General features: G+C 60.3%; 22 protein-coding genes and 3 tRNA genes. 5 read left to right on the forward strand and 20 right to left on the reverse strand.

The window, feature by feature from the left end; genetic code table 11:
* Positions 1-35 precede the first annotated feature (35 nt).
* The 9 genes from ccmI to ccmA are packed head-to-tail and all read right to left on the reverse strand — an operon-like array spanning position 36 to position 7,109.
* On the reverse strand, positions 36-1,310 hold the full coding sequence (gene ccmI / locus NAT23_RS12125) for a c-type cytochrome biogenesis protein CcmI (RefSeq protein ID WP_251928738.1): 1,275 nt from the start codon (positions 1,308-1,310) through the stop codon (positions 36-38).
* Positions 1,303-1,800: a cytochrome c-type biogenesis protein gene (locus NAT23_RS12130; RefSeq protein WP_251928739.1), complete on the reverse strand. Its 498-nt coding sequence runs from the start codon at positions 1,798-1,800 to the stop codon at positions 1,303-1,305. The genes ccmI and NAT23_RS12130 overlap by 8 nt, the downstream gene beginning before the upstream one ends.
* Positions 1,785-2,318, reverse strand: a complete 534-nt coding sequence (locus NAT23_RS12135; RefSeq protein ID WP_251928740.1) for a DsbE family thiol:disulfide interchange protein — start codon at positions 2,316-2,318, stop codon at positions 1,785-1,787. The genes NAT23_RS12130 and NAT23_RS12135 overlap by 16 nt, the downstream gene beginning before the upstream one ends.
* Positions 2,315-4,282, reverse strand: coding sequence for a heme lyase CcmF/NrfE family subunit (locus NAT23_RS12140; RefSeq protein ID WP_251928741.1), 1,968 nt, complete (start codon positions 4,280-4,282; stop codon positions 2,315-2,317). Before NAT23_RS12140 ends, NAT23_RS12135 begins: the two co-directional genes overlap by 4 nt.
* A 31-nt stretch (positions 4,283-4,313) precedes the next feature.
* Positions 4,314-4,808, reverse strand: a complete 495-nt coding sequence (ccmE, locus tag NAT23_RS12145) for a cytochrome c maturation protein CcmE (RefSeq protein WP_251928742.1) — start codon at positions 4,806-4,808, stop codon at positions 4,314-4,316.
* The gene (ccmD, locus tag NAT23_RS12150; RefSeq protein ID WP_251928743.1) at positions 4,805-4,981 is read right to left on the reverse strand and encodes a heme exporter protein CcmD; all 177 of its coding nucleotides are present in this window, start codon (positions 4,979-4,981) and stop codon (positions 4,805-4,807) included. Before ccmD ends, ccmE begins: the two co-directional genes overlap by 4 nt.
* Before the next feature lie 2 nt (positions 4,982-4,983).
* Positions 4,984-5,736 carry a heme ABC transporter permease gene (locus NAT23_RS12155; RefSeq protein ID WP_251928744.1) on the reverse strand — a complete coding sequence of 251 codons (753 nt, stop codon included), beginning with the start codon at positions 5,734-5,736 and terminating at the stop codon, positions 4,984-4,986.
* A 37-nt stretch (positions 5,737-5,773) separates the two neighbouring features.
* Complete coding sequence (gene ccmB, locus NAT23_RS12160) at positions 5,774-6,469, reverse strand: heme exporter protein CcmB (RefSeq protein ID WP_251928746.1); 696 nt, start codon at positions 6,467-6,469, stop codon at positions 5,774-5,776.
* Positions 6,459-7,109, reverse strand: a complete 651-nt coding sequence (gene ccmA / locus NAT23_RS12165; RefSeq protein WP_251928748.1) for a cytochrome c biogenesis heme-transporting ATPase CcmA — start codon at positions 7,107-7,109, stop codon at positions 6,459-6,461. The genes ccmB and ccmA overlap by 11 nt, the downstream gene beginning before the upstream one ends.
* Positions 7,110-7,294: 185 nt before the next feature.
* Between ccmA and lexA the strand changes: the two genes are divergently transcribed.
* The 3 genes from lexA (at position 7,295) to NAT23_RS12180 (ending at position 9,478) form a co-directional block, all read left to right on the forward strand.
* Positions 7,295-7,771: a transcriptional repressor LexA gene (lexA, locus tag NAT23_RS12170; RefSeq protein ID WP_251591627.1), complete on the forward strand. Its 477-nt coding sequence runs from the start codon at positions 7,295-7,297 to the stop codon at positions 7,769-7,771.
* A 3-nt stretch (positions 7,772-7,774) separates the two neighbouring features.
* Complete coding sequence (locus tag NAT23_RS12175; protein WP_251928750.1) at positions 7,775-8,392, forward strand: IMPACT family protein; 618 nt, start codon at positions 7,775-7,777, stop codon at positions 8,390-8,392.
* Between the two features lie 105 nt (positions 8,393-8,497).
* Positions 8,498-9,478, forward strand: a complete 981-nt coding sequence (locus tag NAT23_RS12180) for a tRNA dihydrouridine synthase (protein ID WP_350028335.1) — start codon at positions 8,498-8,500, stop codon at positions 9,476-9,478.
* A 111-nt stretch (positions 9,479-9,589) separates the two neighbouring features.
* On the opposite strand, the gene NAT23_RS12185 is transcribed toward NAT23_RS12180, so the two are convergent.
* The 9 genes from NAT23_RS12185 to NAT23_RS12225 form a co-directional block, all read right to left on the reverse strand.
* Positions 9,590-9,666 (reverse strand) — tRNA-Arg (locus NAT23_RS12185).
* A gap of 58 nt (positions 9,667-9,724) precedes the next feature.
* Positions 9,725-9,801 (reverse strand) — tRNA-Arg (locus tag NAT23_RS12190).
* A 23-nt stretch (positions 9,802-9,824) separates the two neighbouring features.
* Positions 9,825-9,917 (reverse strand) — tRNA-Ser (locus tag NAT23_RS12195).
* Between the two features lie 136 nt (positions 9,918-10,053).
* Positions 10,054-10,239, reverse strand: coding sequence for a carbon storage regulator CsrA (gene csrA / locus NAT23_RS12200; protein WP_251591631.1), 186 nt, complete (start codon positions 10,237-10,239; stop codon positions 10,054-10,056).
* A 160-nt stretch (positions 10,240-10,399) separates the two neighbouring features.
* Positions 10,400-11,656 carry an aspartate kinase gene (locus NAT23_RS12205; RefSeq protein WP_251928752.1) on the reverse strand — a complete coding sequence of 419 codons (1,257 nt, stop codon included), beginning with the start codon at positions 11,654-11,656 and terminating at the stop codon, positions 10,400-10,402.
* Between the two features lie 60 nt (positions 11,657-11,716).
* Positions 11,717-14,323, reverse strand: a complete 2,607-nt coding sequence (gene alaS / locus NAT23_RS12210) for an alanine--tRNA ligase (protein ID WP_251591634.1) — start codon at positions 14,321-14,323, stop codon at positions 11,717-11,719.
* 194 nt (positions 14,324-14,517) lie between these two features.
* Positions 14,518-14,997 carry a regulatory protein RecX gene (locus NAT23_RS12215; protein ID WP_251928753.1) on the reverse strand — a complete coding sequence of 160 codons (480 nt, stop codon included), beginning with the start codon at positions 14,995-14,997 and terminating at the stop codon, positions 14,518-14,520.
* Positions 14,998-15,051: 54 nt separating this feature from the next.
* Positions 15,052-16,113, reverse strand: coding sequence for a recombinase RecA (gene recA / locus NAT23_RS12220; protein ID WP_251591644.1), 1,062 nt, complete (start codon positions 16,111-16,113; stop codon positions 15,052-15,054).
* 143 nt (positions 16,114-16,256) lie between these two features.
* Positions 16,257-16,772, reverse strand: a complete 516-nt coding sequence (locus NAT23_RS12225; RefSeq protein WP_251928755.1) for a CinA family protein — start codon at positions 16,770-16,772, stop codon at positions 16,257-16,259.
* Positions 16,773-16,867: 95 nt separating this feature from the next.
* Here NAT23_RS12225 and mutS point away from each other — a divergent pair, with 95 nt between their 5' ends.
* Together mutS and fdxA are read left to right on the forward strand one after the other, a co-directional pair.
* On the forward strand, positions 16,868-19,468 hold the full coding sequence (gene mutS / locus NAT23_RS12230) for a DNA mismatch repair protein MutS (protein WP_251928757.1): 2,601 nt from the start codon (positions 16,868-16,870) through the stop codon (positions 19,466-19,468).
* A 157-nt stretch (positions 19,469-19,625) separates the two neighbouring features.
* Positions 19,626-19,949 (forward strand): ferredoxin FdxA, encoded by a 324-nt coding sequence (fdxA, locus tag NAT23_RS12235; RefSeq protein WP_251591663.1) that lies wholly within the window; start codon positions 19,626-19,628, stop codon positions 19,947-19,949.
* A gap of 1,258 nt (positions 19,950-21,207) precedes the next feature.
* Here fdxA and eno read toward each other — a convergent pair.
* Positions 21,208-22,500 (reverse strand): phosphopyruvate hydratase, encoded by a 1,293-nt coding sequence (eno, locus tag NAT23_RS12240; protein WP_251928759.1) that lies wholly within the window; start codon positions 22,498-22,500, stop codon positions 21,208-21,210.
* A gap of 211 nt (positions 22,501-22,711) precedes the next feature.
* Positions 22,712-24,373 carry a CTP synthase gene (gene pyrG / locus NAT23_RS12245; protein WP_251928760.1) on the reverse strand — a complete coding sequence of 554 codons (1,662 nt, stop codon included), beginning with the start codon at positions 24,371-24,373 and terminating at the stop codon, positions 22,712-22,714.
* Positions 24,374-24,471 lie beyond the last annotated feature (98 nt).

The following is a 24,471-nucleotide window of genomic DNA, read 5'->3' on the forward strand; positions in this document are numbered from 1 at the left end:
AAAAGCGGTGATGCTAGCGGTTTCGATGGGCAAAGTCAGTCCCTGCCCCCGTCGGAATCAAGGCGATGATCGATCGTGAGTCGAACCGCCGGCGCGTCGGACACCGCCACACGCTGGGTGTCGCTGACCCAGTCACCCGGCTGGGGCGCGGCATTTCCCGAGCGTGACAGCCGAGCCTGCACCTCGACGGTCGAGGCGCTCGACAGTACCAGAGTCGGCGCCATCGCGTCGCGGTCGGTCAGCGTCACCTCGGCCGGCAACTGCGCGTAGGTCAAGCGCTTGACCGCAAGCGGCGGGCCATCGGGCGTGGTCGGGTCGCGGGCGATTATGAACACGGTGGTAGCGTCTGGCACATCGCCGTCGACCCGGCTCGCAATCGCCACATCAACCTGTGAGGCAGCTTGAGCCTTGGGCGCGCGTTGGGTCTCGGCGTCGTGTTGCCCGTCAGCCGTCAGCCCTGCGCGCTCGCGGGCGATTCGAATGCCTTCCTGCATGGCCCGCACGCTGCCCGGCTCCTGATAACGCGCCGCTGCGGTCTGCCAGCGGTCGATCGCCTCGGCGTAGTCGGCGCCATGAAACGCGACCAGCCCGGCAAGGCTGTTGGCGGTCGGGTTATCGGGGGCGCGCGCAAGCGCGTCATCCAGGAGGGCACGGCCGGTGTCATCAAGCTGCATGCCGTGATCGAAATAGCGCATCTGCGCCCGCAGCGCGACCAGCTCCGGCGTACGCTCACCGAGTGCGATGATGCGCTCGAGGGCGTGTTCGGCGTCGCCGAAGCGGCTCGCCTGACGATAGAGCGGGAACAGCGTCTCCCAGACGCGGGGGTTATCGGCCTGGGTCTCGGTGTAGGGTTCGAGCGCCTCGATGTAGTCCGAAAGCGTGGCCTCGGGCGTGGCCTTGAGGGTCTGGGCAGTGTCATAGAGCGCCAGATTATCGGCACTGCCGACGCTCAGGTACGTTACACCGCTTCCAGCCACCAGCAAAAGCGCGGCCAAAGCGACCAGCCACCGGCCCCGGGCAGGCGCATCAAGCGCGGCTCCCTTTATGGTTTCGGTCTCTTCAAGCAGGCGTGTATCGAGTTCCAGACGCCTTTGATGCGCCTCGTCTTCGGTCAGCTCGCCCTGCTCACGCTCAAACTCGATGGCCTGTCGCTCGCGGCGATAAAGCCTTACGTTTTCACCGCTCTGGCCGTCCTCGGCCTCGAGTGCGCTCTGGGTGCGGTGAAGTCTTGCCGCCCGAAAAAGCGGCAGCGCCACGAAGACGAGCGCCAAAAGTGTCAGTAGCGCTAGGCCACTCCAGAGATCAGTCATTTGGATGCTCCCGCGACCTGGACGGCTCTTCGTGCGCGGCCAGAAGCGCCTCGAGCCGCGCGCGCTCGGGCGCGCTGAGCTGGCCGGGCGCGCTCTGGCGGCGCGCCCGCACGACTCGCCAGATAATCACGCCGCCAAGCAACAGCCCAAGCAGCGGCCCACCCCACAAAAGCCAGGTTCGCGCCTCAAGTCGCGGGTCGTACAGCACGTAGTCGCCGAAGCGCTTGACCATGTACGCCTTGATCGCGTCGTCGCTCTTGCCCTGCGCCAAAAGTGTTGCAACCTGAGCGCGCATGTCCTTCGAGATCATCGAGTTCGACGCGCTGATGGATTCGTTCTGGCACTTGGGGCAGCGAAGCTCATCGATCAGCCGGGTATAGCGGGCCTCGAGCGCCGGGTCATCAAAGGTGTGCACCTCGATGGCCGCCCGGGCGCTGAGTGTTGCCAGCGCAAGTGTCAGTATCAGCCCGAGTCTCAGGAAGAGGACCACGATTGTATCTCCGGCAGGATGGTGTCCTTGACGTCGTCGGGCTTGATGTAACCCGTGTGGTGATAGCGCACAACGCCCTGGGCATCGACAATGAACGATTCCGGCGCGCCGTAGACGCCAAGATCGAGCCCGAGGGTGCCGTCAGGGTCGAACGCGCTGAGCTCGAATGGGTTGCCGAAGCGGTTCAGGAAGTCTCGGGCATCGACGCGGGTGTCCTTATAGTCGACGCCGAGAATGCGCACCCCGGCCTTTCGAAGCGCCAGCAGCTGGGGCATTTCGTCCTTGCAGGTTGGGCACCACGACCCCCAGACGTTGACCAGCGTGACATGACCAAGCAGGTCCGCGCGCTCGATGGTGACCGTGGGGTCATCGAGCGCCGTCAGCGAAAACTCAGGCATCGGCTGATCGATCAGCGCCGAATCCCGCGAGGACGGGTCCTTGCCAAGCCCGACCCAGAGCATGACAGCCAGCACGAGAAAGCCTGCCAGAGGAATGAACAATAGCCAGCGACGGTTCATGACGGTTTTTCTCCTAAACGTCGTATGGGGCGGCGGTAGCGCTTGTCCCAGACGGCAAGCCCGCCGCCGAGCGCCATCAGCACACCACCCAGCCAGATCCAGCGTACAAAGGGTTTGACCTGCACCCGAAGGGCCCAGTCACCATTGTCGAGCTCCTCACCGAGGGCGACGTACAGGTCCCGCGTAAGTCCTGCATCCAGCGCCGTTTCGGTCAACGCCTGACGACGTGCGGTGTAGAACCGTTTTTCGGGGTGCATCAGATCGATCAGTGCGCCGTCTCGGGTGACTTGAAGCGTGGCGCGGGTGGCCTGGTAGTTCGGCCCCGGCACATCGGCCAGGTTGGTCATCTTGAACCGATAACCACCAACCTCGACCGCCTGCCCCACGTTCAAGCGCACGTTGCGCTCCACGTGATAATTCGACACCAGCGTGATGCCAACGATCGACACCGCAAGCCCGAGATGGCCAAGCACCATGCCGTAATGGCTTCGCGACAACCGCGCCGGCCCCTTGAGGCCGTGACGTAAAGCGCTTGCCACGACGTCTCGAAGCGAGGTCATCGCGACCCACAGCGCCAACACCAGCCCAAGCGCCACGCTCACATGCCAGGGCCGCTCGCCCACCATCAAGGGCGCGCCGATGCCGACCACCAGCGCCACCAGCGCACCCAGTGCACAGCGCTTGATAAGCTCGCCTTTGGGCATGCGCTTCCAGCGCGACAGCGGCCCAAGGCCCATGAACAGACACAACACGGTGGCAAGCGGCACGAAGAGTGCATTGAAGTACGGCGGGCCGACCGAAATCGAGCCGAGCCCGAGCGAGGACAGAATCAGCGGATAGAGCGTGCCCAAAAGCACGGTGATCGCCATCACCAGAAGAATGATGTTGTTGAACAGCAGGAACGCATCGCGCGACAGCCAGCCAAACGACACCGGGCTCTTGACCTGCGGCGCCCTGAGCGCGAACACCAGAAGCGCGCCGCCGACGGTAAGCCCCAAAAGCGCCAGAATGAAGATGCCGCGGGAGGGGTCGCTTGCAAAGGAGTGCACCGAGGTCAGTACGCCCGAGCGCACCAGAAACGTGCCCAGAAGCGACAGCGAAAAGGTGCAGATCGCCAGCAGGACGGTCCAGCTCTTGAAGGTGCCGCGTTTTTCGGTGGCCGCGAGCGAATGCATCAACGCCGTACCCACGAGCCAGGGCATCAGAGAGGCGTTTTCGACCGGGTCCCAGAACCACCAGCCGCCCCAGCCCAGCTCGTAGTAGGCCCACCAGCTGCCAAGCGCGATACCGAGGCTCAGAAACGCCCAGGCAACCGTTGTCCACGGCCTCGCCCATCGCGTCCAGGCGGCGTCCAGCCGACCGCCAAGGAGCGCGGCCATCGCGAAGGCAAACGCCACCGAGAAGCCAACGTAGCCCATGTAGAGCATTGGCGGATGCACGATCAGCCCCGGGTCCTGAAGCAGCGGATTGAGATCGGCGCCCTCGGCCGGCGCCGCCGGGAGCGTGCGGGTGAACGGGTTGGAGGTCAGCAGGATAAAAAGCAGAAACCCGCTCGAAATGATGCCCAGGATGCCAAGCACCCGAGCGAGCATGTCCCGCGGGAGTGATCTTGAAAAGACACTGACCAGAAGCCCCCAAAGCGACAGGAGCAACGACCACAGAAGCATCGAACCTTCGTGGCTGCCCCACACCGCACAGAGCCGGTAATACCAGGGCAGCGCCGAGTTCGAATTATTGGCAATGTAATCGACGCTGAAATCGTTGAACAGAAAACCGAGCGCCAGGGCCACGAAGGCAAGGCTCAAAAACAGACACTGCCCCCAGGCCATGGGCTGGGCAAACGCCATCCAAAGCGGACGGCGCTGCCAGGCACCGATCAGGGGCACCACGGCCTGAAGCAGTGACAGCGCCAGTGCCAGTATCAGCGCGTAGACGCCGTATTCGGGCAATACATCAATCAACATGATCCATCTCTATCTCGGCGCGACCATCCCGTCATGGCCGGTCGGCCTCGGGGTAGGAGAGCTTGCCCTCGGCCCGGGCCGCGCGGTAATCCTCGGGCGAAAGCCCTTCCTTGTCGAGCACATCCGCCACTTCCTTGGGCATGTAGTTTTCATCGTGCTTGGCAAGCACCTGCGACGCATCAAGCGTGCCCGAGGCGTCAAGCGTTCCGATCACGACGATGCCCTGCCCTTCCCGGAAAAGATCCGGCAGGATGCCGTCAAAGCGCACCGGCACCCGGGCCTTGAAGTCGGTGACCGTGAACGTGACCACAAGCGAGTCCTGATTGCGGTCAACGCTTCCTTTTTCGACGATGCCGCCGGCACGGATCTGGCGCCCTGTCGGGGCCTCCTGGCCAGCGATCTGCTCGGGGCTATAGAACAGGTTGATGTTCTGGCGCAGCGCGAAGAGCATTAGCGTTACGGCCACGGCGACCAGCGCCACCAGCCCCAGCACGATCATGAGCCGGCGTTTTCGAACCGCGTTCATGAGCGCGCCTCACGGCGAATCTGGCGCAGGATACCGGCGCGCACGCGGCGGTACTCGAGGTGCACCCAGCCGGCCTGAACACCCCAGGCGCCCACGACCACCGCCCACGCCGACCAGACGTAGACGCCATAGCCGTTCATGCTCAGAAATTCGTTGAGTGTTTGAAATGCCACGATCAGTGTTCCTTGTCGCAGGTGTCTGTAATCAGCGCCCGAACCCAGCGGGCGCGATGCTCCCGGCGAAGAATCTCGTTGCGCGTTCGTGACAGCACCACGGCGCCGAACAGCGCATAGGCGCCAAGCATCATCAAAAGAAGCGGCACCCACATGCTTTCAGGCATCGACGGCGCCTTGGTCAGGCTAAATGAGGCTGTCTGGTGCAGGGTATTCCACCACTCGACCGAGTACTTGATGATCGGCAGATTGACCACCCCCACCAGCGACAGCACCGCCGCGGCGCGGCCGCCGCTGTGTTCGCGGGCAAAGGCGTAGCGTAGCGCGATGATGCCGAAGTACAGAAACAGCAGAATCAGCATTGAGGTCAGGCGCGCGTCCCACACCCACCAGGTCCCCCAGGTGGGGATGCCCCACACGGCGCCTGAAAAAAGCGCGGCAAACGTCATGCTGGCGCCGAAGGGCGCAGCGACCTTGGCAACGATGTCGGCAAGCTTGATCTTCCAGACCAGAAAGACCACGGCGCACACGGCCATGAGTGCAAAACACGACTCGGCAAGCATCGCGCTCGGCACGTGTACGTAGATAATGCGAAAGCTGTCGTGCTGCTGGTAATCGGCCGGTGCAAACGCAAGGCCCCACAGCGCCCCGACCGTCAGCAAGATCAGGGCAAGCCCCCAGAGCCAGGGCGCGACCCGCGTACTCACGCGGTAGAAGTGCTTTGGCGAGGCCCATTTATGTATCCATTGCCACATCGGTCGTTTGCTCAACTAGACAAGAGAGAGTGTGAGTTCAGCCACTATGGGCAAGACGCAGGGCCGCGGCACTTGCCCACGGCGACAGCGCAAGCGCCGCGGCAAACATCGCGCCAAGAATCGCCAGATACGGCGTGACGTCAATGCCGTCGAGCGCAAGGCGCACCACGCCCGCACCGAAGATCAACACCGGGATGTAGAGCGGCAGAACCATCAGCGCAAGCAAAAGCCCGCCGCGGCGCACACCAACTGTTAGCGCCGCACCAATGGCCCCGATCAGAATCAACGTGGCACTGCCGAGCGCAAGCGAAAGCGCCGTCACCCAGAATACCGACGACGGCAAGGCCAGCATCAAGCCCAGCATCGGCGACATCAGCGCCAGCGGCAGCCCGGCCATGACCCAGTGGGCGCACATCTTGGCAAGCACCAGCAGCCAGGCCGGCACCGGCGAGAGCAACATCTGCTCGAGCGTGCCGTCGTCGTGGTCCTCACGGAACAGCGCATCCAGCGACAAAAGCACGGCCAGAAGCGCGGCGACCCACAAGATACCGGGCGCGAACGTGACAAGCACCGTGCGATCCGGCGTGGTCGCCAGCGGAAAGAGCGTCACGATCAGCGCGAAAAAGATCAAGGGACTGCCCCACTCACTGCCATGGCGAATGCGAAGCCGCAGGTCCCGAACAAAGGTGTACCGAAAGGCGCGTGCCCAGCTGTGACCGCCCTCAGAGGACATGATGACCTCCGTGGCCATCAAGGCCAATGCGGCGAGTAAACGCAACGCTTGAAAAGGCGTGGTGTGTGGTCACGATAGCCGCGCCACCTTTGTGACAGTGCTCAGCTACCAAATGTTCAAGCGCAGCAACCCCCTCACGGTCGATGGCGGTGAACGGCTCATCGAGAATCCAGAGCGGCCGGTTCAATAGATGAAGCCGGGCCAGACCAACCCGTCGCCGCTGACCGGCAGAGAGCTGCGCGACCGGAATATCCTCGAACCCCTTGAGCCCGACGGCGTCGAGCGCCTGCCAGCGCGCCGCCACCGAGCGGGCATCGTCATCGATGCCAATCGCCTGATACCAGCTCAGGTTCTCCAGTGGCGTCAGCGCCTCTTTCACACCTGACAGGTGGCCGCTGTAGACCAGTGCGCCATGAAATGCAGCGCGGGCTTTTGGAAGCGGTTTTCCCTGCCACAGCACCGCGCCTTCGCTCGGCTCGAGCTGACCGGTCAGCATCTTGATGAGGCTGGTCTTGCCGCTGCCGTTTGGACCTTCGACGCGGCAGAGATCGCCGTCTTCGATCGAAAACTCGAGCGCCTGAAACAACCACCGTTCATCGCGCTCACAGCCAAGCTGCCGCCCTTCGAGTTGAACCCTCAAACCTACCTGCCTTTCGTTGTCACGCGCGGGATCATCACGGCGCGCCCTTCGTTCACGAGCGCGACACTTTACTACGAACGTCCAATACGGGCCACACGCCATGGCTTATCCAGGAGATGATAATCCCGACCGCTCCCTGCTATGATGCCCCCTCCCTCCAGGATCGCCCGAAGGAGTCTCCTGTCATGTCGACTGCCGAACCGCACTTCCTGCACCGCCTGCCCAACCTGCCGCTGGACGCCAACGCCTGGGAAGATGTCCAATCCGATCAGTTCACGGATGTTCCCCTGCTTGGTTATGTGTCCGCCGGCATGCCCATCGAGGCCTGTAGCGTCAACGACACCGTTCGCATTCCAAGCCAGATGGTGCGCCGCAACACCTACGCACTGAAGGTGCGCGGTGATTCCATGATCGATTGCAATATCTTCGACGGTGATATCATCATCATCGAGCGCCTTGAGTCGGCGGAAAACGGCGAGACCGCGGTCATCCTGATCAACAATCAGGAAGTGACGCTCAAAAAGCTCTACATCGAAAAACACGGCGTGCGACTTCAGCCCGCCAACGACACCATGCCGCCGATTTATCTTAAAAACGACGACATTCAGGTGCTCGGTCTGGTCATGGGCGTGGCCCGCCACCCAACCGACCAGGTCGCGTAAGCGATGCCCTACCCGATTCCCGCACCGAGTGTCGATGCCCCGCATGAGGCGGAGTTCGACGTTCAAAAAAGCCGATTCATCAGCTGGGTCGCACAGGTAAATACCCCCGATGACGCCCAACGGCTGCTGGCCCGGGCGCGAGCGCACCATCCGAGCGCACGCCATCACTGCCTGGCCTTCATTGCCGGCGCGCCGGGCGAACAGCAGGCCATCGGTTTTTCCGATGACGGCGAACCCGGCGGCACGGCCGGTCGCCCCATGTATCAGGCGCTCGAGGGCAGTCAGATCGGCCAGATCGCCTGCGTGGCGATTCGCTACTTCGGCGGCATCAAGCTTGGCACCGGCGGTCTGGCTCGGGCCTACGCCAAGTGCGTAACGCTTGCACTGGAGACACTTCCAACCTCGAATTTCATGCCACGAACGCCCATACAGCTCGAAATCCCCTTTGCTGGCGAACAAGGCACCCGCCAATGGGCCGACCAGCACGACGCACTGATCGAGCAGGTCGAGTATTCGGCGACCGGAGTGCGCCTGACCCTTGCCTGGCCGATGGATCACACGCTTGATCTGAGCGCCCTCAATGCCCGGTTGGCCGGTAGCGTACAGTTGATCGACCCCTGAGCACTGCGCACTACCTCTGGCGCCTACGCGCAGCCTCTCTTGCCATTCGACCACTCGCTTCTTACTATCAGCGCCCCCGTGCCATTCCAACCAAGTGATCGCTTCGTGTCTACCTTGCCATACCTTCCTGCCGGCGCGCTCGGCCTTGCCCCCATGGAGGGCGTCATCGACGCCACCACACGTGCTCTGCTCTGTGAACAGGGCGGCCTTGACTGGGTCGTGACCGAATTCGTGCGCGTGACCAACACAGTCTTGCCACCGCGCACATTCTATCGGCTCTGCCCTGAACTCAAGACGGCCTCACGCACCACGGATGGCACACCGGTGCACGTGCAGCTTTTGGGCTCGGACCCCGTGATGATGGCGAACAACGCCGCCCAGGCCGCGCGGCTTGGCGCAGCCTGTATCGACATCAACTTCGGCTGCCCGGCAAAGCTTGTCAATCGACACGACGGCGGCGCCTCGCTCCTGCGACGACCTGCGCACATGAACGCGCTGATTCAGGCCGTGGGCGATGCGCTCGCGCCGTTCAATATTCCGGTCACGGCCAAGATTCGGCTTGGCTTTGACGACAAGCAGCTCGCGCTTGCCTGCGCCCGCGCCTGCGAGGACGCTGGCGCCCGATGGCTCACGGTGCACGCGCGCACCAAAAAGGAAGGGTATCGACCGCCTGCGCATTGGGAGTGGGTCAGCCGAATACGGCATGCTGTGCGAATGCCGGTGGTCGTCAATGGCGACATTCAGTGCCTGCCCGACTACTGGCGTGCAACGTCGCTGTCTGGCTGCTCACAGGCGATGATCGGGCGTGGCCTTCTGGCCGACCCCTGGCTCGCCCGGCGCATTAAAACCTGGCGGGCAACCGGTGAGACGATTCCGGCAACGCCCTGGTCCGTCAACGCACAAACGCTTTTGAACTACTTTGAACGCACGCACCAGGATTTGCCCGCCAAGGTGGTACTGTCGCTTCTGAAGCAGTGGCTCAACATGATGCGCTTAAACAATCCCGTGGCCGAGGCGCACTTTCATGCGTTGAAGCGTGAAAAGGAACTGCCGCGCCTTGTTGATGGCCTGGCCGCAACACTTTGACCCGAAATCTGGCGTCGTCGGCCAAGAACACCCTTTTTAAATATGACCGACATTTAAATGTGACCGACATAAAAAAAGGCTTCCTGTTTAAAGGAAGCCTTTTTCGTATTCTGGCGCGCCCGGGAGGATTCGAACCTCCGACCCTCTGATTCGTAGTCAGATACTCTATCCAGCTGAGCTACGGGCGCATAACTATGATAATCACTGAATCGGTGCACCCAGTTGCTCATCATAAAACAAGCAGTTTGGCGCGCCCGGGAGGATTCGAACCTCCGACCCTCTGATTCGTAGTCAGATACTCTATCCAGCTGAGCTACGGGCGCTTTCAAACAGCTTTGTGCCGATGTGGCGGAGAGAGAGGGATTCGAACCCTCGATAGGGCTATAAACCCTATACTCCCTTAGCAGGGGAGCGCCTTCAGCCACTCGGCCACCTCTCCCTCATCGGTACGGCGCGCATATTACCGATTTTAAAAGACATTGTCTAGAGCGGTTTTTAAATCGGTCCAAAAAAGTTTGTCGGCAAGATCGGTTACGCTATAACTGGCGCCTGCAACACGCCATGTGGCCGTGCATTCACGACGGGGTGTCGTCGTCTTTTTCCTGCTGAATTCGTTGATAGATTTCTTCGCGGTGAACGGACACATCTTTCGGTGCATTGACGCCCAGGCGAACCTGGTTGCCTTTGACACCCAGCACGGTCACCGTTATTTCATCCCCAATCATGAGCGTCTCACCGACCCTCCTGGTAAGTATCAGCATTATAAAGAACTCCCTTTCAGCTACAGCGTCCAGTAATTGAAACGCGGCATTATGGGGGAAGATAACGCCGCGTTCCAACAACACAAGACTTTAAACTAGTTTAAATAAACGTAAAACGCCGCGGTACACGCAAGAAATCGTTTCCCGTGCTCCACTTCGATTAAGCTTCTTCTTTTACATCATCCCGATCGAGTCCGAATGCCGTGTGCAGTGAACGCACGGCAAGCTCCATGAACTTCTCATCGATCACGACCGAAATCTTGATCTCTGAAGTGGACACCATTCGGATATTGATGCCTTCCTCGGCCAGCACACGAAACATCTTTGAGGCAACGCCTGCGTGAGAGCGCATGCCGACACCCACAAGTGACACTTTCGCGATCTGATCGTCGCCGCGCACTTCGCCGCCCCCGAGAGACGGCAGCACCGTGTTCTCAAGGATCCTCTGGGTCTGGCGGTAGTCTGCCTTCGAAACAGTGAAGGTGAAATCCGTGTGATCGCCGATCGGTGCAACGTTTTGAACGATCATATCGACTTCGATATTGGCGTCCGAAATCGGGCCGAGAATCTTGGAAGCCACGCCGGGTACGTCAGGCGTACTCAATACCGTCAGTTTGGCTTCGTTGGTATTAAACGCGATGCCTGAGATGAGCGGCTCTTCCATGGTGGTATCACTCTCCTGGTGTTCAGCAACGATCAGCGTGCCCTCGCCTTCTTCATCGAAGGACGACAGGACCCGCAGTGGCACATTGTATTTTCCGGCAAACTCGACAGCGCGAATCTGAAGTACTTTCGAGCCAAGGCTTGCCATCTCAAGCATTTCCTCGACCGTGACCGTTTTCAGTCGGCGCGCCCGTGAACAGACGCGCGGGTCGGTGGTGTAGACGCCATCGACATCGGTGTAGATCTGGCATTCATCGGCATTGAGTGCGGCAGCGAGCGCCACACCGGTCGTGTCAGACCCACCCCGTCCAAGCGTTGTGATGTTGCCTTCATCATCGACCCCCTGAAACCCTGCCACCACGATCACCTGACCGTCATCGAGGTCCTGCTGGAGATCGTTGGTCTCGATGTTCTGGATCCGCGCCTTGGTGTGCGCACTGTCGGTTCGAATACCGACCTGCGCCCCTGTATAGGAGGTCGCCGGAACGCCGAGTCGATGAAGCGCCATCGCCAGCAGCGAAATGGTGACCTGCTCACCGGTCGAGACCAGCATGTCCATTTCGCGAGGCGTCGGTTCCTCGTTGATCTCTTCGGCAAGTCCAATCAGGCGGTTGGTCTCACCGCTCATCGCCGAGACCACCACCACGACCTGATGGCCCTGATCGCGGAACCGCTTGACGCGCTCCGCGACCGACTTGATGCGCTCGACCGACCCGACGGAAGTACCGCCAAATTTTTGTACGTATAAGGCCATGCGATTCCTATTTAACCTATGTTATGAATTGTAGGTTCTCTCCGGAACTTTGTCGCCCGTTCAATCCAGTTTTTGAGACGTCCAGGCAAAGACACTTTCCAGTGCGCCAGGCAGTGCGGCTGCGTCCTTTCCGCCGGCTTGCGCCATGTCGGCACGGCCGCCGCCCTTGCCGCCAACCTGCTCGGCCACGACGTTGATCAGCTCACCCGCCTTGACCCGATCGGTCAGATCGCTGGTGACGCCCGCAATCAGGCTAACCTTACCTTCCTGAGCGGTACCGAGCACCACTACGCCGGAGGCCAGCTTGCTCTTGAGCTGATCCATCAATGTGCGCAGATCCTTGCCACTTACGCCATCGACCTGGCGGGCAATGACCTTGGCACCATTGATATCACGCGCCTCGGACAGCAGATCGTTGCCGGCACTGCTTGCCAACTTGGCCTTGAGCGCTTCGAGCGTTTTCTCGAGCTCACGCTGATGACCAAGCAGGCCCTCAATGCGGCTTTCAAGCTGATCCGGACGCGCCTTGAGCATCGAGGCGATGCGCTCGAGGCTATCTTCCTGCTCACGGTAAAAGGCCAGCGCCCGCGTACCGGTGACCGCCTCGATGCGACGAACGCCTGCGGCAACGCCTGCTTCGGTCACGATGTGGCAAGTGCCGATATCACCGGTGCGCGACACGTGGATACCACCGCAAAGCTCAATGGAAAACGCCTCACTCCCCATGGTCAACACGCGCACGTTTTCACCGTATTTGGCCTCAAACAACGCTTGCGCGCCCTTGCGCTTGGCGTCATCAAGGCTCATGTGATCGACACTCACCGGTGCGTTGGCAAGAATCTGCTCATTGACGATGGCCTCGATCCGCTCGAGCTGCTCAGGTGAGACGGCCTCGAAATGACTGAAGTCGAAGCGAAGACGCTCTTCATTGACCAGCGAGCCTTTCTGCTGGACATGCTCGCCCAGCACGCGGCGAAGCGCTTCGTGCAAAAGGTGGGTCGCCGAGTGGTTTCGCTGAATGGCGGCGCGGCGTTCGGCATCGACATCAGCACGTACCGTTTCGCCCCGCGTCAACGCACCCCGCGTGACCCGGCCGTAATGAAAGTGGTGGGCGCCCTTTTTCTGGGTATCTCGCACCTCGAACACGGTATCGCCACTGACCAGCGCACCGGTGTCACCGACCTGACCGCCGGACTCGGCGTAAAAAGGCGTTTCCGCAAGAACTACGACCGCAGTTTGCCCTTCGTCGATGCGCTCCTGAACATTGCCATCGTCATCGACCAGCCCGATGACCGCTACGCTGTCGCCGGAGGTCGCTTCATAGCCGGTAAACTGTGTCGTGCCCTCGAGCTCGACGCTCGGGGTGTAATCGGCGCCAAACTGGCTGGCAGCACGAGCACGGTCGCGCTGCGCCTGAAGGGCGCGCTGGAAGCCGAGCTCATCGAGTCCAATACCGCGCTCACGCGCCACATCGGCGGTCAAATCGAACGGGAAGCCATAGGTGTCGTACAGCTTGAAGATGGTATCGCCGTCAAGCGTGTCACCCTCGAGCGTCTCGATGGCGTCTGTCAGAAGCTTCATGCCGTGATCGAGCGTGCGAGCGAACTGCTCCTCTTCCTTGAGCAGCACGCGCTCAATCTGCGCTCGTGCCTTGTGAAGCTCGGGATGCGCCTCGCCCATTTCCTGATCGAGCGCCTCGACCAGCGTATGGAAAAACGGTTCATCCTGACCGAGCTTGTGGCCATGGCGCACTGCCCGACGGATGATACGACGAAGCACATAGCCGCGACCTTCATTGGAAGGCAGTACACCATCGGCAATCAGGAAGGAGCACGAGCGGATGTGGTCTGCGATGACGCGCAGCGACGGCTGCTGAATGTCGGTCTGACCGGTGGCTGAAGCCGCTGCCTTGAGCAGGCGCTCGAACAGGTCGATCTCGTAGTTGGAATGCACGCCCTGAAGCACGGCCGCCATGCGCTCAAGCCCCATGCCGGTATCGATTGACGGCTTGGGCAGCGGGTTCATGGTGCCTTCGCTGTCGCGGTCATACTGCATGAAGACCAGGTTCCAGATTTCGATGTAGCGGTCGCCGTCTTCATCAGGGCTTCCCGGCGGGCCGCCTGCCACCTCCGGGCCGTGATCGAAAAAGATTTCCGAGCTTGGCCCGCACGGGCCGGTTTCGCCCATCTGCCAGAAGTTGTCTTCATCGAGTCGCGAGAACCGGTCCGGGCTCACCCCAACCTCATCAAGCCAGATCGACGCCGCCTCATCGTCACTGACGTGCACCGTGATCCAGAGCTTTTCCTTGGGCAGGCCAAGCTCTTCGGTCAGAAACCGCCAGGCAAAATCGATGGCTTCGCGCTTGAAGTAATCGCCGAAACTGAAATTGCCGAGCATTTCGAAAAAGGTATGGTGACGCGCGGTGTAACCGACGTTATCCAAGTCATTGTGCTTGCCGCCGGCACGTACGCAGCGCTGCGCGCTCGCCGCGCGCGTATAAGGGCGCTGCTCACGCCCAAGAAAGACATCCTTGAACGGCGCCATACCGGCAACGGTAAACAGAACGGTAGGATCGTTCTCGGGGACAAGTGAGCCGGAAGGCACCTTGGTATGCCCTTCGCGCTCGAAAAAATCAAGAAACGCCTGTCGTAGTGCTGCGCTTTTCATAATGCTCCCGTGGTGGTGCCGCCGTTGTGCACCAAAATCATCGACGTCGACGGGCCGGGAGTTAAAAAACGCCTCCCCAAGCCGCTTGTATGACGATCTAGTATAACGCCTTCACGCTGCGACTAAAGGGCAATCATGCCGAGAACCGGCGATCGAAAATCAGGCTGGGAGCTTGCTCGGTAGGAATCGAAGACTTATTCGTCTGAAAAGGCAACCTCTATGGCGTGGTAGGCGTGTGCACTTTCATACCCGCGCGAGGCGAGAAAACGAAGTCGCTTGGCCTTTTCAGGCGCGCTGTCACCAGGGCCTGAAAACCGTTTCTGCAGCGCCTCGCAGGCCGCCGAGTACCAGTCGACCTCACTTGCAGCCAATGCCTCCTTGGCAAGTGTTTTATCGATGCCGCGACTTCGAAGCCCCGACAGGATCTTCAAGGGGCCATTGCCACGAAGCACGTGCCCGCGCACGAAATGCTCGGCAAAGCGCTCATCGCTTTGAAGCCCCTCATCAATCAAGGCATCAAGAACGGGGGCAATGTCGTCAAGCGCATGCCCCTTTCGCGTCAAACGTTCTTCGAGCTCATGACGGCTGTATTCGCGGCGCGCAAGCAACATGATCGCGGCGTCGCGCGGGGAGGTTTTGGGAGTGTCACTTGAAGGGGGAGCGTTAAAGGCCATAGCAGCATCCAACAAAAAGACCCCGCATCGCGGGGTCCGTTTCAGTGCATTCGATCAGATTGTCTCGTCCGGGTCGGTGTCGGCAGCGACACCTTCCTGCTCGGTATCAGACTCCGGGGCAGGCGTATCGAGAAGCTGGCCGCGAATCTGGTCTTCGATTTCCTTCATGACGGCCGGGTTCTCTTCCAGATACTGGGACGCATTGGCCTTGCCCTGGCCGATCTTGTTGCCTTTATAGCTGTACCAGGCACCGGCCTTGTCGACCAGCCCACACTGCACGCCAAGATCGACCACTTCACCTGCGTGGTGAATGCCCTTGCCGTACATGATCTGGAACTCGGCCTGACGGAACGGGGGCGCCACCTTGTTCTTGACGACCTTGACGCGGGTTTCGTTACCGACCACCTCGTCACCCTGCTTGACCGAGCCGGTACGGCGAATATCAAGCCGCACGCTCGAATAGAACTTCAGCGCGTTACCGCCGGTGGTGGTCTCGGGGCTTCCGAACATCACACCGATCTTCATGCGGATCTGATTGACGAACATCACCATGCAGTTGGCGTTCTTGATGTGACCGGTCACCTTGCGAAGCGCCTGTGACATCAAACGCGCCTGAAGGCCCACGTGGGAATCGCCCATCTCGCCTTCGATCTCGGCGCGCGGCGTCAGTGCCGCAACCGAGTCGACGATGATGACGTCAACGCCGCCGGAGCGCACCAGCATGTCGCAGATCTCAAGTGCCTGCTCACCGGTATCGGGCTGGGAGACCAGCATGTCATCGAGATTGACGCCGAGCTTTTCAGCGTAGCTCGGGTCGAGCGCGTGCTCGGCATCGATAAAGGCGCACACCTTGCCCTGCTTCTGGGCCTGAGCGATCACCGACAGCGTGATCGTGGTCTTGCCCGAGGATTCCGGCCCGAAGATCTCGACGATCCGACCGTACGGCAGCCCGCCGATGCCAAGCGCCACATCGAGGCCAAGCGAGCCGGTGGATACTGACGGCAGCGACACCCGGGGCGTATCGCCCATCCGCATGACCGCACCCTTGCCGAACTGACGCTCGATCTGGGAAAGCGCGGCGTTGAGTGCCTTGCTGCGATTGTCGTCCTGTGCCATTAAGGCCTCCTTCGAAAATCAGGGGAATCAGCGGCTCGAGCCTGCGACGTCACACGCGCGTTTCTTTCGGGGCCGGCCGATCATTTCTCATGGGGTGGCAGTATAATGGATCGCCAAAACCATGTACAGATATACAGCTCTATTTACAGTATGGATGAATCGTTGGGGTCAGGCACACCACTCAAGCGCTCGATCAACCCCGCGAGCGCCTGCTCGACAGCCTCCGTTCGCACCGCATGACGATCACCGTCGAAACGATAGCATAGCGCGTCCGACGCATTGGGCGACCCAAATCCGATCCATACCGTACCGACAGGCTTCTCGGCGCTGCCCCCACCCGGGCCTGCAACGCCACTCAGGGCGACCGCGTAGTGCGCCCCGCTTGCCCGGCACGCACCGGCCACCATTGCCTTCACCACGACCGCGCTTACCGCGCCGTGCTCGGCAAGCTCGCTTGCACTGACCCCGAGCTGCTGCGTCTTGGCAGCGTTTGAGTAGGTGATAAAGCCGGTCTCGAAATACTCGGAGCTGCCGGAAACCGCCGTGATCGCGCAGCCCACCCCGCCACCGGTGCAGGATTCGGCCGTTGTGATCGTGATCCCGCGCGCGCGGCAGATTTCGCCAAGGCGCGCCGACAGCGCCAGAATGTCCTCGTTCATGTTCACTCCCTTCGATGGTGTGATACGCCCCTGTCTCTACATCCGATCAAGGGGCCATGCTACCCTTGCGCCTTCCTATCGATGATCCAACGCAGATGAGCACGATCGTGACGCAAAAGGCCCCAACGCACACCCCCATGATGGCCCAATACCTCAAGATCAAGCGAGAGCATCCGGACATCCTGTTGTTCTACCGTATGGGCGATTTCTACGAGCTGTTTCATGAAGATGCCCGGCGTGCGGCCAAGCTTTTAGACATCACGCTTACCGCGCGCGGCCAATCCGCCGGCCAGCCAATCCCGATGGCCGGTGTGCCCTACCACAGCGCCGAGGCGTATCTGGCGCGACTGGTCAAGGCCGGTGAATCGGTCGCCATCTGCGAGCAGATCGGCGACCCGGCAACCAGTAAGGGCCCGGTCGAGCGCCAGGTCGTTCGTATCGTCACGCCAGGCACCCTGTATGACGAGGCACTGCTCGAAGCCCATCACGACAATCTGCTGCTGGCGATTCACGCCGCCAACGGTGGTTGGGGCATGGCCTGGCTCGAGCTCTCGAGCGGCCGATTTGCAGTCCTTGAGGCCACAAGCGATGACGACATGCTCGCAGAAGTGCATCGCCTCGCCCCGGCCGAGCTTCTGGTACGCGATTCGCTGACGCTCCCGGGCCAGCTTGCCGAGCGCACCGGCCTTCGCCGACTGAACGACTGGCAGTTCGATTACGACACGTCCGAGCGGCTTTTGTGCGATCAGTTCAAGGTCAAGGACCTCACAGGCTTCGGCTGTGCCCATTTGCCTCACGCGATTACCGCCGCCGGCGCCTTATTCGATTACGTGCGCGACACCCAGCGAACCCAGCTTCCTCATATCACCTCGCTCGGGGTCGAGCAGCGCGACGACGCCATCGTGATCGACGCCGCCAGCCGTCGCAACCTCGAAATCGATCGCAACCTGGCCGGCGGCAGCGACAATACGCTTGCAGGCATCTGGGACACAACCTGTACCGCCATGGGCGCTCGCCTTCTAAGACGCTGGCTGAACCGCCCCCTCAGGGACCAGTCCCGAGTGGCGGCGCGTCAAAACGCCGTACAGCTATTGCTGCAGGACGCGCAGAGCGAGGCGCTCAGAACGCTTTTGAGCCCGATTGGCGACATCGAGCGCATTCTTGCCCGGGTGGCGCTCAAGAGCGCGCGCCCAAGAGATCTTGCGCGCCTGAGAGACGCCCTTCTTCAACTGCCCTCACTTCAGAACGCGCTCGATGCGCTGCCCGAAGGCACCGCGCTCGACGATTTGACCCCACACATCGCGCCCTATCCCGAGCTTGCCGATACGCTTTATCGGGCACTGGTCGAGAACCCGCCGGTCGTCGTGCGCGACGGTGGCGTCATTGCCGAAGGCTTTGACAGCGAACTTGATGAACTGCGCGGTCTGCACGAACACGCAGGCGAGTATCTGGTCGAGCTGGAGCGGCGCGAAAAGGAGCGCACTGGCCTGTCGAGTTTGAAGGTCGGTTATAACCGTGTACACGGCTATTACATCGAGCTGTCTCGCGCCCAGTCCGGCGAGGCACCCGCTGATTACATCCGCCGCCAAACGCTCAAGAATGCCGAACGCTTCATCCTGCCCGAGCTCAAGGAATTCGAGGACAAGGCGCTCTCGGCCAAGAGCAAGGCGCTGGCGCGCGAGAAGTGGCTTTATGATCAACTGATCGAGACCTTGAACGAGGTACTGACCGCGCTTCAGTCCACCGCCCAGGCCCTTGCCTCACTGGATGTACTGGCCTGCTTCGCCGAGCGGGCCGAGACGCTCGCGCTTTCGCGCCCGGCGCTTCAGGAAACGCCGGGCCTTCGAATCGAGGGCGGCCGCCACCCGGTGGTGGAGCGGGTCTCCGATCACCCATTCGTGCCCAATGACATGGGCCTTGACGGCGATACCCGCATGCTGGTCATTACCGGGCCGAACATGGGCGGTAAATCGACCTTCATGCGCCAGAATGCCCTGATCGTGCTTTTAGCGCATACCGGCAGCTTCGTACCGGCCGATGCCGCTCTGATCGGGCCAATCGATCGCATCTTCACCCGCATCGGCTCCTCGGACGACCTGGCCGGCGGACGCTCGACCTTTATGGTCGAGATGACCGAAACCGCCAACATCCTGCACAACGCAACGCATGAAAGTCTGGTTCTGATGGATGAGATCGGCCGCGGCACCAGCACGTTCGACGGCCTATCGCTTGCCTGGGCCAGCGCCGAGCACCTGACTCAGGTCGGCGCGTACACGCTTTTTGCCACGCACTACTTCGAGATGACCGCTCTGGCCGACCAGCACGAAGGCGTGGCCAACGTTCACTTGAACGCGGTCGAGCACGGCGAGCGGATCGTTTTCATGCACAAGGTCGAACCCGGCGCAGCCAATCAGAGCTACGGGCTTCAGGTTGCCCAGCTCGCGGGCGTGCCTCGCCCGGTCATCGAACGAGCAAGACTTCGTCTTGAGCGCCTCGAGGGCACACCGACGCCTGCCCCCTCACCGCACGATGCCCTTGAACCTTCACCGCAAGGTGGCCCGGCATCGCCCTCGCAGGGCGACATGTTCGAAACGCTTTCGCATCCGGTGATCGAGGCGCTTGAGCGCCTTGATCCTGATACACTTTCGCCGCGCGACGCGCTGGATGCGATCTACCGGTTAAAGAGCACGCTTTAAAGCTGCGTCACTCTAAGCCGATCAGGCTATTCACCATTATTGATAAAGGGACGCGCGCGCTTGGCTTGCTGCCACGCGCTCGCCCCACCTAGAATACCGACCATAACGGCACACAGGTCCAAGAACCGTGCCGATCCGTGACCGAGGAGTAACAACAATGACGTTTGTCGTCACCGAAAACTGTATCCAGTGCAAATACACCGACTGCGTCGAAGTCTGCCCGGTGGACTGCTTCTATGAAGGGCCGAACTTTCTCGTCATCCATCCGGATGAATGCATTGATTGCGCCCTGTGTGAACCAGAATGCCCGGCGGAGGCCATCTTCTCAGAAGACGAGCTGCCGGAAGGTCAGGAAAAGTTCATTGAAATCAACGCAGACCTTGCCGAAACCTGGCCCAATATCAGTGAACGCAAGGACGCGCTGGATAATGCCGATGAAATGAACGGCAAGGAAGGCAAGGCGGAAATGCTCGAACGCTAAGAGCTGCGTCCTTTCTTCAAAAAACGCCGGATTGTCCGGCGTTTTTTTATGCCTTGACGGCCCGCGCCAACAGCGCGTTTGCCGGCATAAGCGATCACACGACGCTTGAGCACTGTTCTATGAACAACGAGCACTGCCCTGTAAACAACAAGCGCCGCCCTTGAGACAGCGAACACCGGCCTGAAAACAAAAAGGGCGGCTCGATGAGCCGCCCATTCCTTCTGTCCTCGGGCTGATCCATCAGCCCAGCATCCATTGACATCGTCCCTGTGCGGAAACCCCATCCATGGGGTACCGAACGTGTCATGTTCGTAGCGATTGCCGTAGTGCACGGCTACCGGTGTTTGTTCTCATCGACGGCTGTGATCGAACACATGACCGCCAGGCGTTGAAATGGGGCGGCTCATCAAGAGCCGCCGACTCCCTTCGTCCTCAGGTCGATCCATCGACCCTTTCTCCAATGACAACGTCCCTGTTCGAAAACCCCGTCCATGCGGTATCGAACGTGTCATGTTCGCCGTGGCTCGCCGATCAAGCTTTATCGACGCGCGTGAATGATAAGGTGGCCCCAAAGGCCACCGGAGTCCTTTCGTCCTCGGGTCGATCCATCGACCCTTTCTCCAATGACAACGTCCCTGTTCGGAAATCTCATCCATGAGATACCGAACGTGTCATGTTCACTGTGTTCGTTGATGACTGATCGTATATTGCCGTACGGCCAAGGCTTGAGCCCTTAAAGGCCGAACACGCGTAATGAAGAGCGCACCTGAATCCATTCGTCCTCGGATCATTCCGTTGATCCTTGTTCCAATGGCACGGTCCTTGTTTGGAAACCCCATCCTGGCGTACCAAACGTGTCATGACTTTTTCAGCACCCAGCCGAGCCAAATCAGCTCGCCGAACCTGCCTCAAAATGTCGAAGGGTTCAGGTAAATGTGTGAGCAGATGGTCGATCTTTCGAACGAGATCACTTATCTGAATGCAAGAGCATATTGAGAAGAAAATTTTGAAAAAGAGCCCTTCGTTTAAAAAACTCTTATTGCCTCGCGGCAAGTAATACTCATGGTGGGTGCTCGCCGAGACTGGGTCAAGCAAATAGTCTAAAGACTGTCTAAAAAAAACAAATACCCTTTAAATCAAGACGTTAAAAAAGAATCCTGCATTAATTTAATTAATAGCAGGGTATGCATCCACTTTTTTTGATACGCATAAAAAAAGCCGGCGCAGTACTGCGCCGGCTTTCATAACATGGATCAACTTACTGACCCTTGATTTCCTTGCGCCCATGGTAGGCAACGTTGCCATTCAGCTCGTTCTCGATGATCAAGAGACGGTTGTACTTGGCCACGCGGTCACTGCGAGACAGTGAGCCGGTCTTGATCTGGCCGGCACAGGTGCCTACCGCCAGGTCAGCGATGGTCGCGTCTTCGGTTTCACCACTGCGGTGTGAAATCACGGCGGTGTAACCGGCGTCGTGCGCCATCTGGATGGCGTCGAGGGTTTCGGACAACGACCCGATCTGGTTGAACTTGATCAGGATCGAGTTGCCGATGCCCTTGTCGATACCTTCCTTGAGAATGCGGGTATTGGTCACGAACAAATCATCGCCGACAAGTTGAACCTTGTCGCCGAGCTTGTCGGTAAGCACCTTCCAGCCATCCCAGTCGGACTCGTCCAGACCGTCTTCAATAGACACGATCGGGTACTGTTCGCTGAGCTCTGCCAGGTAATCGACAAAGCCGGCCGCATCGAAGGATTTATTCTCACCGGAGAGAACGTACTGGCCGTCCTTGTAGAACTCGGACGCGGCGCAGTCGAGCGCAAGGGTCACATCCTTGCCAAGCTCATAGCCTGCGTCGCTGACGGCCTGCTTGATCGCGGCAAGTGCATCGGCGTTGGACTCGAGGTCCGGCGCGAAGCCGCCTTCATCACCGACGGAGGTGGAAAGCCCCTTGTTGGACAATACCTTCTTCAGCGCATGAAAGACTTCCGCACCCACGCGAAGCGCTTCGCGGAAGGAGGTTACGCCGACGGGCTGGATCATGAATTCCTGGATGTCGACGTTGTTACTGGCGTGCTCGCCGCCGTTCATGATGTTCATCATCGGAAGCGGCATGGAGTAGGTGCCAGGCTGACCAAACAGCTCAGCGATGTGGGCATAAAGTGGCTGCCCCTTGCTGACTGCGGCGGCCTTGGCGGCAGCGAGTGACACCGCGAGAATGGCGTTGGCGCCGAGGTTTGACTTGTTGTCGGTGCCGTCGAGCTCGAGCATCGCCTTGTCCAGCGCACGCTGGTCGGTCGCGTCCATACCCAGAAGCGCTTCACGAATGCGGGTGTTGATCGCCTCGACCGCCTTCAGCACACCCTTGCCCAGATAGCGGGACTTGTCGCCATCGCGCAGTTCAAGCGCTTCGCGTGACCCGGTGGAGGCGCCCGACGGCGCACAGGCGTTACCCCGAGCATCATCGTCCAGCACGACTTCAGCATAGACCGTGGGGTTACCACGGGAATCAAGCACTTCCAGCGCATGAATATCGACAATCTTTGCCATTTTGAAGCTTCCTTTTCCGGGGCGCCTTTGCTGCCCCTTGTCGCAAGTGGAGGGCCTTTCCCTTCAAAAGCACCGCGGGAGCGCGGCGCCTCGCCTCTCTCTCGCAGCGTATCAATTCTGCGAGGATGGGCAGCCTGAAAGGGCTGCCCGTTATGATTTCGAGTCACCCGACAAAAAATTGCCGACCCTCGGGTCGGCAATGTAGCACGTCTTACTCTTGCTGCTCACGCTCGCTTTGCTTTCTAAGCCGCTCGTTCTTGTGCGAAAGCGCGGCATTGACGAAGCCGGTAAACAGCGGATGCCCGTCACGGGGCGTCGAGGTAAATTCCGGGTGGAACTGACACGCCACATACCAGGGGTGATCCTTGAGCTCGATCATCTCGACCAATGAGTTGTCGACGCTCTTGCCGGAGAACACCAGACCGGCCTCTTCAAGTGCGTCCACGAACTGATTGTTGACCTCATAGCGGTGGCGATGACGCTCGACGATGGTGTCGGCGCCGTAGACTTCCGCCGCTTTCGACCCCGGTGCCAGGCGGCAGCTCTGGCCACCCAGGCGCATGGTGCCGCCGAGATCGGAGGACTCATCACGCACCTCGATCTTGCCTTCGCTGTTGATCCACTCGGTGATCAGGCCCACAACCGGATGCTTGGTCTCGAAGCTGAACTCGGTTGAGGTGGCGTCTTCCCAGCCGACGACGTGACGTGCGAATTCGATGATCGCAACCTGCATACCCAGGCAGATTCCCAGATAGGGAATGCCACGCTCGCGGGCAAAGCGTGCGGTCGCGATCTTGCCCTCGACGCCGCGTGAGCCGAAGCCGCCCGGCACCAGAATCGCGTCCTTGCCTTCAAGGCGCGCCGTACCTTCACGCTCGATCTCTTCGGAATCGACGTAATCGATATTGACCTTGATTCGAGTCTGGATGCCGGCATGGATGAGCGCTTCGTTCAGGGACTTGTAGGCGTCCAGAAGCTCCATGTACTTGCCGACCATCGCAATGTTGATCGATTTGAGCGGATTGAGCTTGGCATCGAGCACACGCACCCACTCGGACAGATCCGCCTCGCCGGCCTCCAGACGCAACCGGTCGCAGACGAATTCGTCAAGACCGTGCTCATGGAGCATCAGCGGGATGCGATAGATGGTGTCGGCGTCCTGCATCGGAATGACCGCGCGCTCCTCGACGTTGGTGAACAGCGCGATCTTGCGGCGCTCACCTTCCTCGAGCTCGACTTCGCTGCGACACAGCAGTACATCGGGCTGGATACCGATCGAGCGCAGCTCCTTGACGCTGTGCTGGGTCGGTTTGGTCTTGGTCTCGCCGGCGGTCTTGATGTAGGGCACCAGCGTCAGGTGCATGAACATCGCACGCTGGCTGCCAAGCTCGGAGCGCATCTGGCGGATGGACTCGAGAAACGGCAGTGATTCGATATCACCAACGGTACCGCCGATTTCCACCAGCGCGACGTCGTAGCCTTCACCGCCTTTCTTGACGCGTTCCTTGATCTCGTCGGTGATGTGCGGGATGACCTGAACGGTGCCGCCCAGATAATCGCCCCGACGCTCTTTTTTCAGAACGTGCTCGTAGACACGCCCGGTGGTGAAGTTATTGCCCTGGGTCATCTTGGAGCGAATGAAGCGCTCGTAGTGGCCAAGGTCAAGGTCGGTTTCGGCGCCATCCTCGGTCACGAACACTTCCCCGTGCTGGAAAGGGCTCATCGTGCCGGGGTCGACGTTGATGTAGGGGTCCAGTTTGAGAATGGTGACCTTGAGACCACGGGACTCCAGAATGGCGGCCAGTGAGGCTGAGGCAATGCCCTTCCCGAGCGAGGACACAACACCGCCCGTCACGAAGATATATCGTGTCATGAAAAACCTGTCAGAAGCATGGGTCGAGAGAGGCCCGTATAAGGAATAAAACGGATCGGGCCAGGATGGGACGCCAGTCTACCAGAGTCCGAGGCAGC

This window comes from Larsenimonas salina (genome assembly GCF_023736155.1).
Classification (GTDB): domain Bacteria; phylum Pseudomonadota; class Gammaproteobacteria; order Pseudomonadales; family Halomonadaceae; genus Larsenimonas; species Larsenimonas salina.

What these genes read in the sequence shown, in the direction of transcription:
- NAT23_RS12140 (WP_251928741.1), bottom strand. Translation starts at nt 4,282, where the DNA reads ATGTTGATTGATGTATTGCCCGAATACGGCGTCTACGCGCTGATACTG.
- alaS (WP_251591634.1), bottom strand. Translation starts at nt 14,323, where the DNA reads ATGAAAAGCGCAGCACTACGACAGGCGTTTCTTGATTTTTTCGAGCGC.
- NAT23_RS12215 (WP_251928753.1), bottom strand. Translation starts at nt 14,997, where the DNA reads ATGGCCTTTAACGCTCCCCCTTCAAGTGACACTCCCAAAACCTCCCCG.
- pyrG (WP_251928760.1), bottom strand. Translation starts at nt 24,373, where the DNA reads ATGACACGATATATCTTCGTGACGGGCGGTGTTGTGTCCTCGCTCGGG.
- fdxA (WP_251591663.1), top strand. Translation starts at nt 19,626, where the DNA reads ATGACGTTTGTCGTCACCGAAAACTGTATCCAGTGCAAATACACCGAC.
- NAT23_RS12175 (WP_251928750.1), top strand. Translation starts at nt 7,775, where the DNA reads ATGCCCTACCCGATTCCCGCACCGAGTGTCGATGCCCCGCATGAGGCG.
- ccmI (WP_251928738.1), bottom strand. Translation starts at nt 1,310, where the DNA reads ATGACTGATCTCTGGAGTGGCCTAGCGCTACTGACACTTTTGGCGCTC.
- NAT23_RS12225 (WP_251928755.1), bottom strand. Translation starts at nt 16,772, where the DNA reads ATGAACGAGGACATTCTGGCGCTGTCGGCGCGCCTTGGCGAAATCTGC.
- recA (WP_251591644.1), bottom strand. Translation starts at nt 16,113, where the DNA reads ATGGCACAGGACGACAATCGCAGCAAGGCACTCAACGCCGCGCTTTCC.
- NAT23_RS12135 (WP_251928740.1), bottom strand. Translation starts at nt 2,318, where the DNA reads ATGAACCGTCGCTGGCTATTGTTCATTCCTCTGGCAGGCTTTCTCGTG.
- mutS (WP_251928757.1), top strand. Translation starts at nt 16,868, where the DNA reads ATGAGCACGATCGTGACGCAAAAGGCCCCAACGCACACCCCCATGATG.
- eno (WP_251928759.1), bottom strand. Translation starts at nt 22,500, where the DNA reads ATGGCAAAGATTGTCGATATTCATGCGCTGGAAGTGCTTGATTCCCGT.
- lexA (WP_251591627.1), top strand. Translation starts at nt 7,295, where the DNA reads ATGTCGACTGCCGAACCGCACTTCCTGCACCGCCTGCCCAACCTGCCG.
- ccmE (WP_251928742.1), bottom strand. Translation starts at nt 4,808, where the DNA reads ATGAACGCGGTTCGAAAACGCCGGCTCATGATCGTGCTGGGGCTGGTG.
- NAT23_RS12155 (WP_251928744.1), bottom strand. Translation starts at nt 5,736, where the DNA reads ATGTGGCAATGGATACATAAATGGGCCTCGCCAAAGCACTTCTACCGC.
- ccmB (WP_251928746.1), bottom strand. Translation starts at nt 6,469, where the DNA reads ATGTCCTCTGAGGGCGGTCACAGCTGGGCACGCGCCTTTCGGTACACC.
- csrA (WP_251591631.1), bottom strand. Translation starts at nt 10,239, where the DNA reads ATGCTGATACTTACCAGGAGGGTCGGTGAGACGCTCATGATTGGGGAT.
- NAT23_RS12205 (WP_251928752.1), bottom strand. Translation starts at nt 11,656, where the DNA reads ATGGCCTTATACGTACAAAAATTTGGCGGTACTTCCGTCGGGTCGGTC.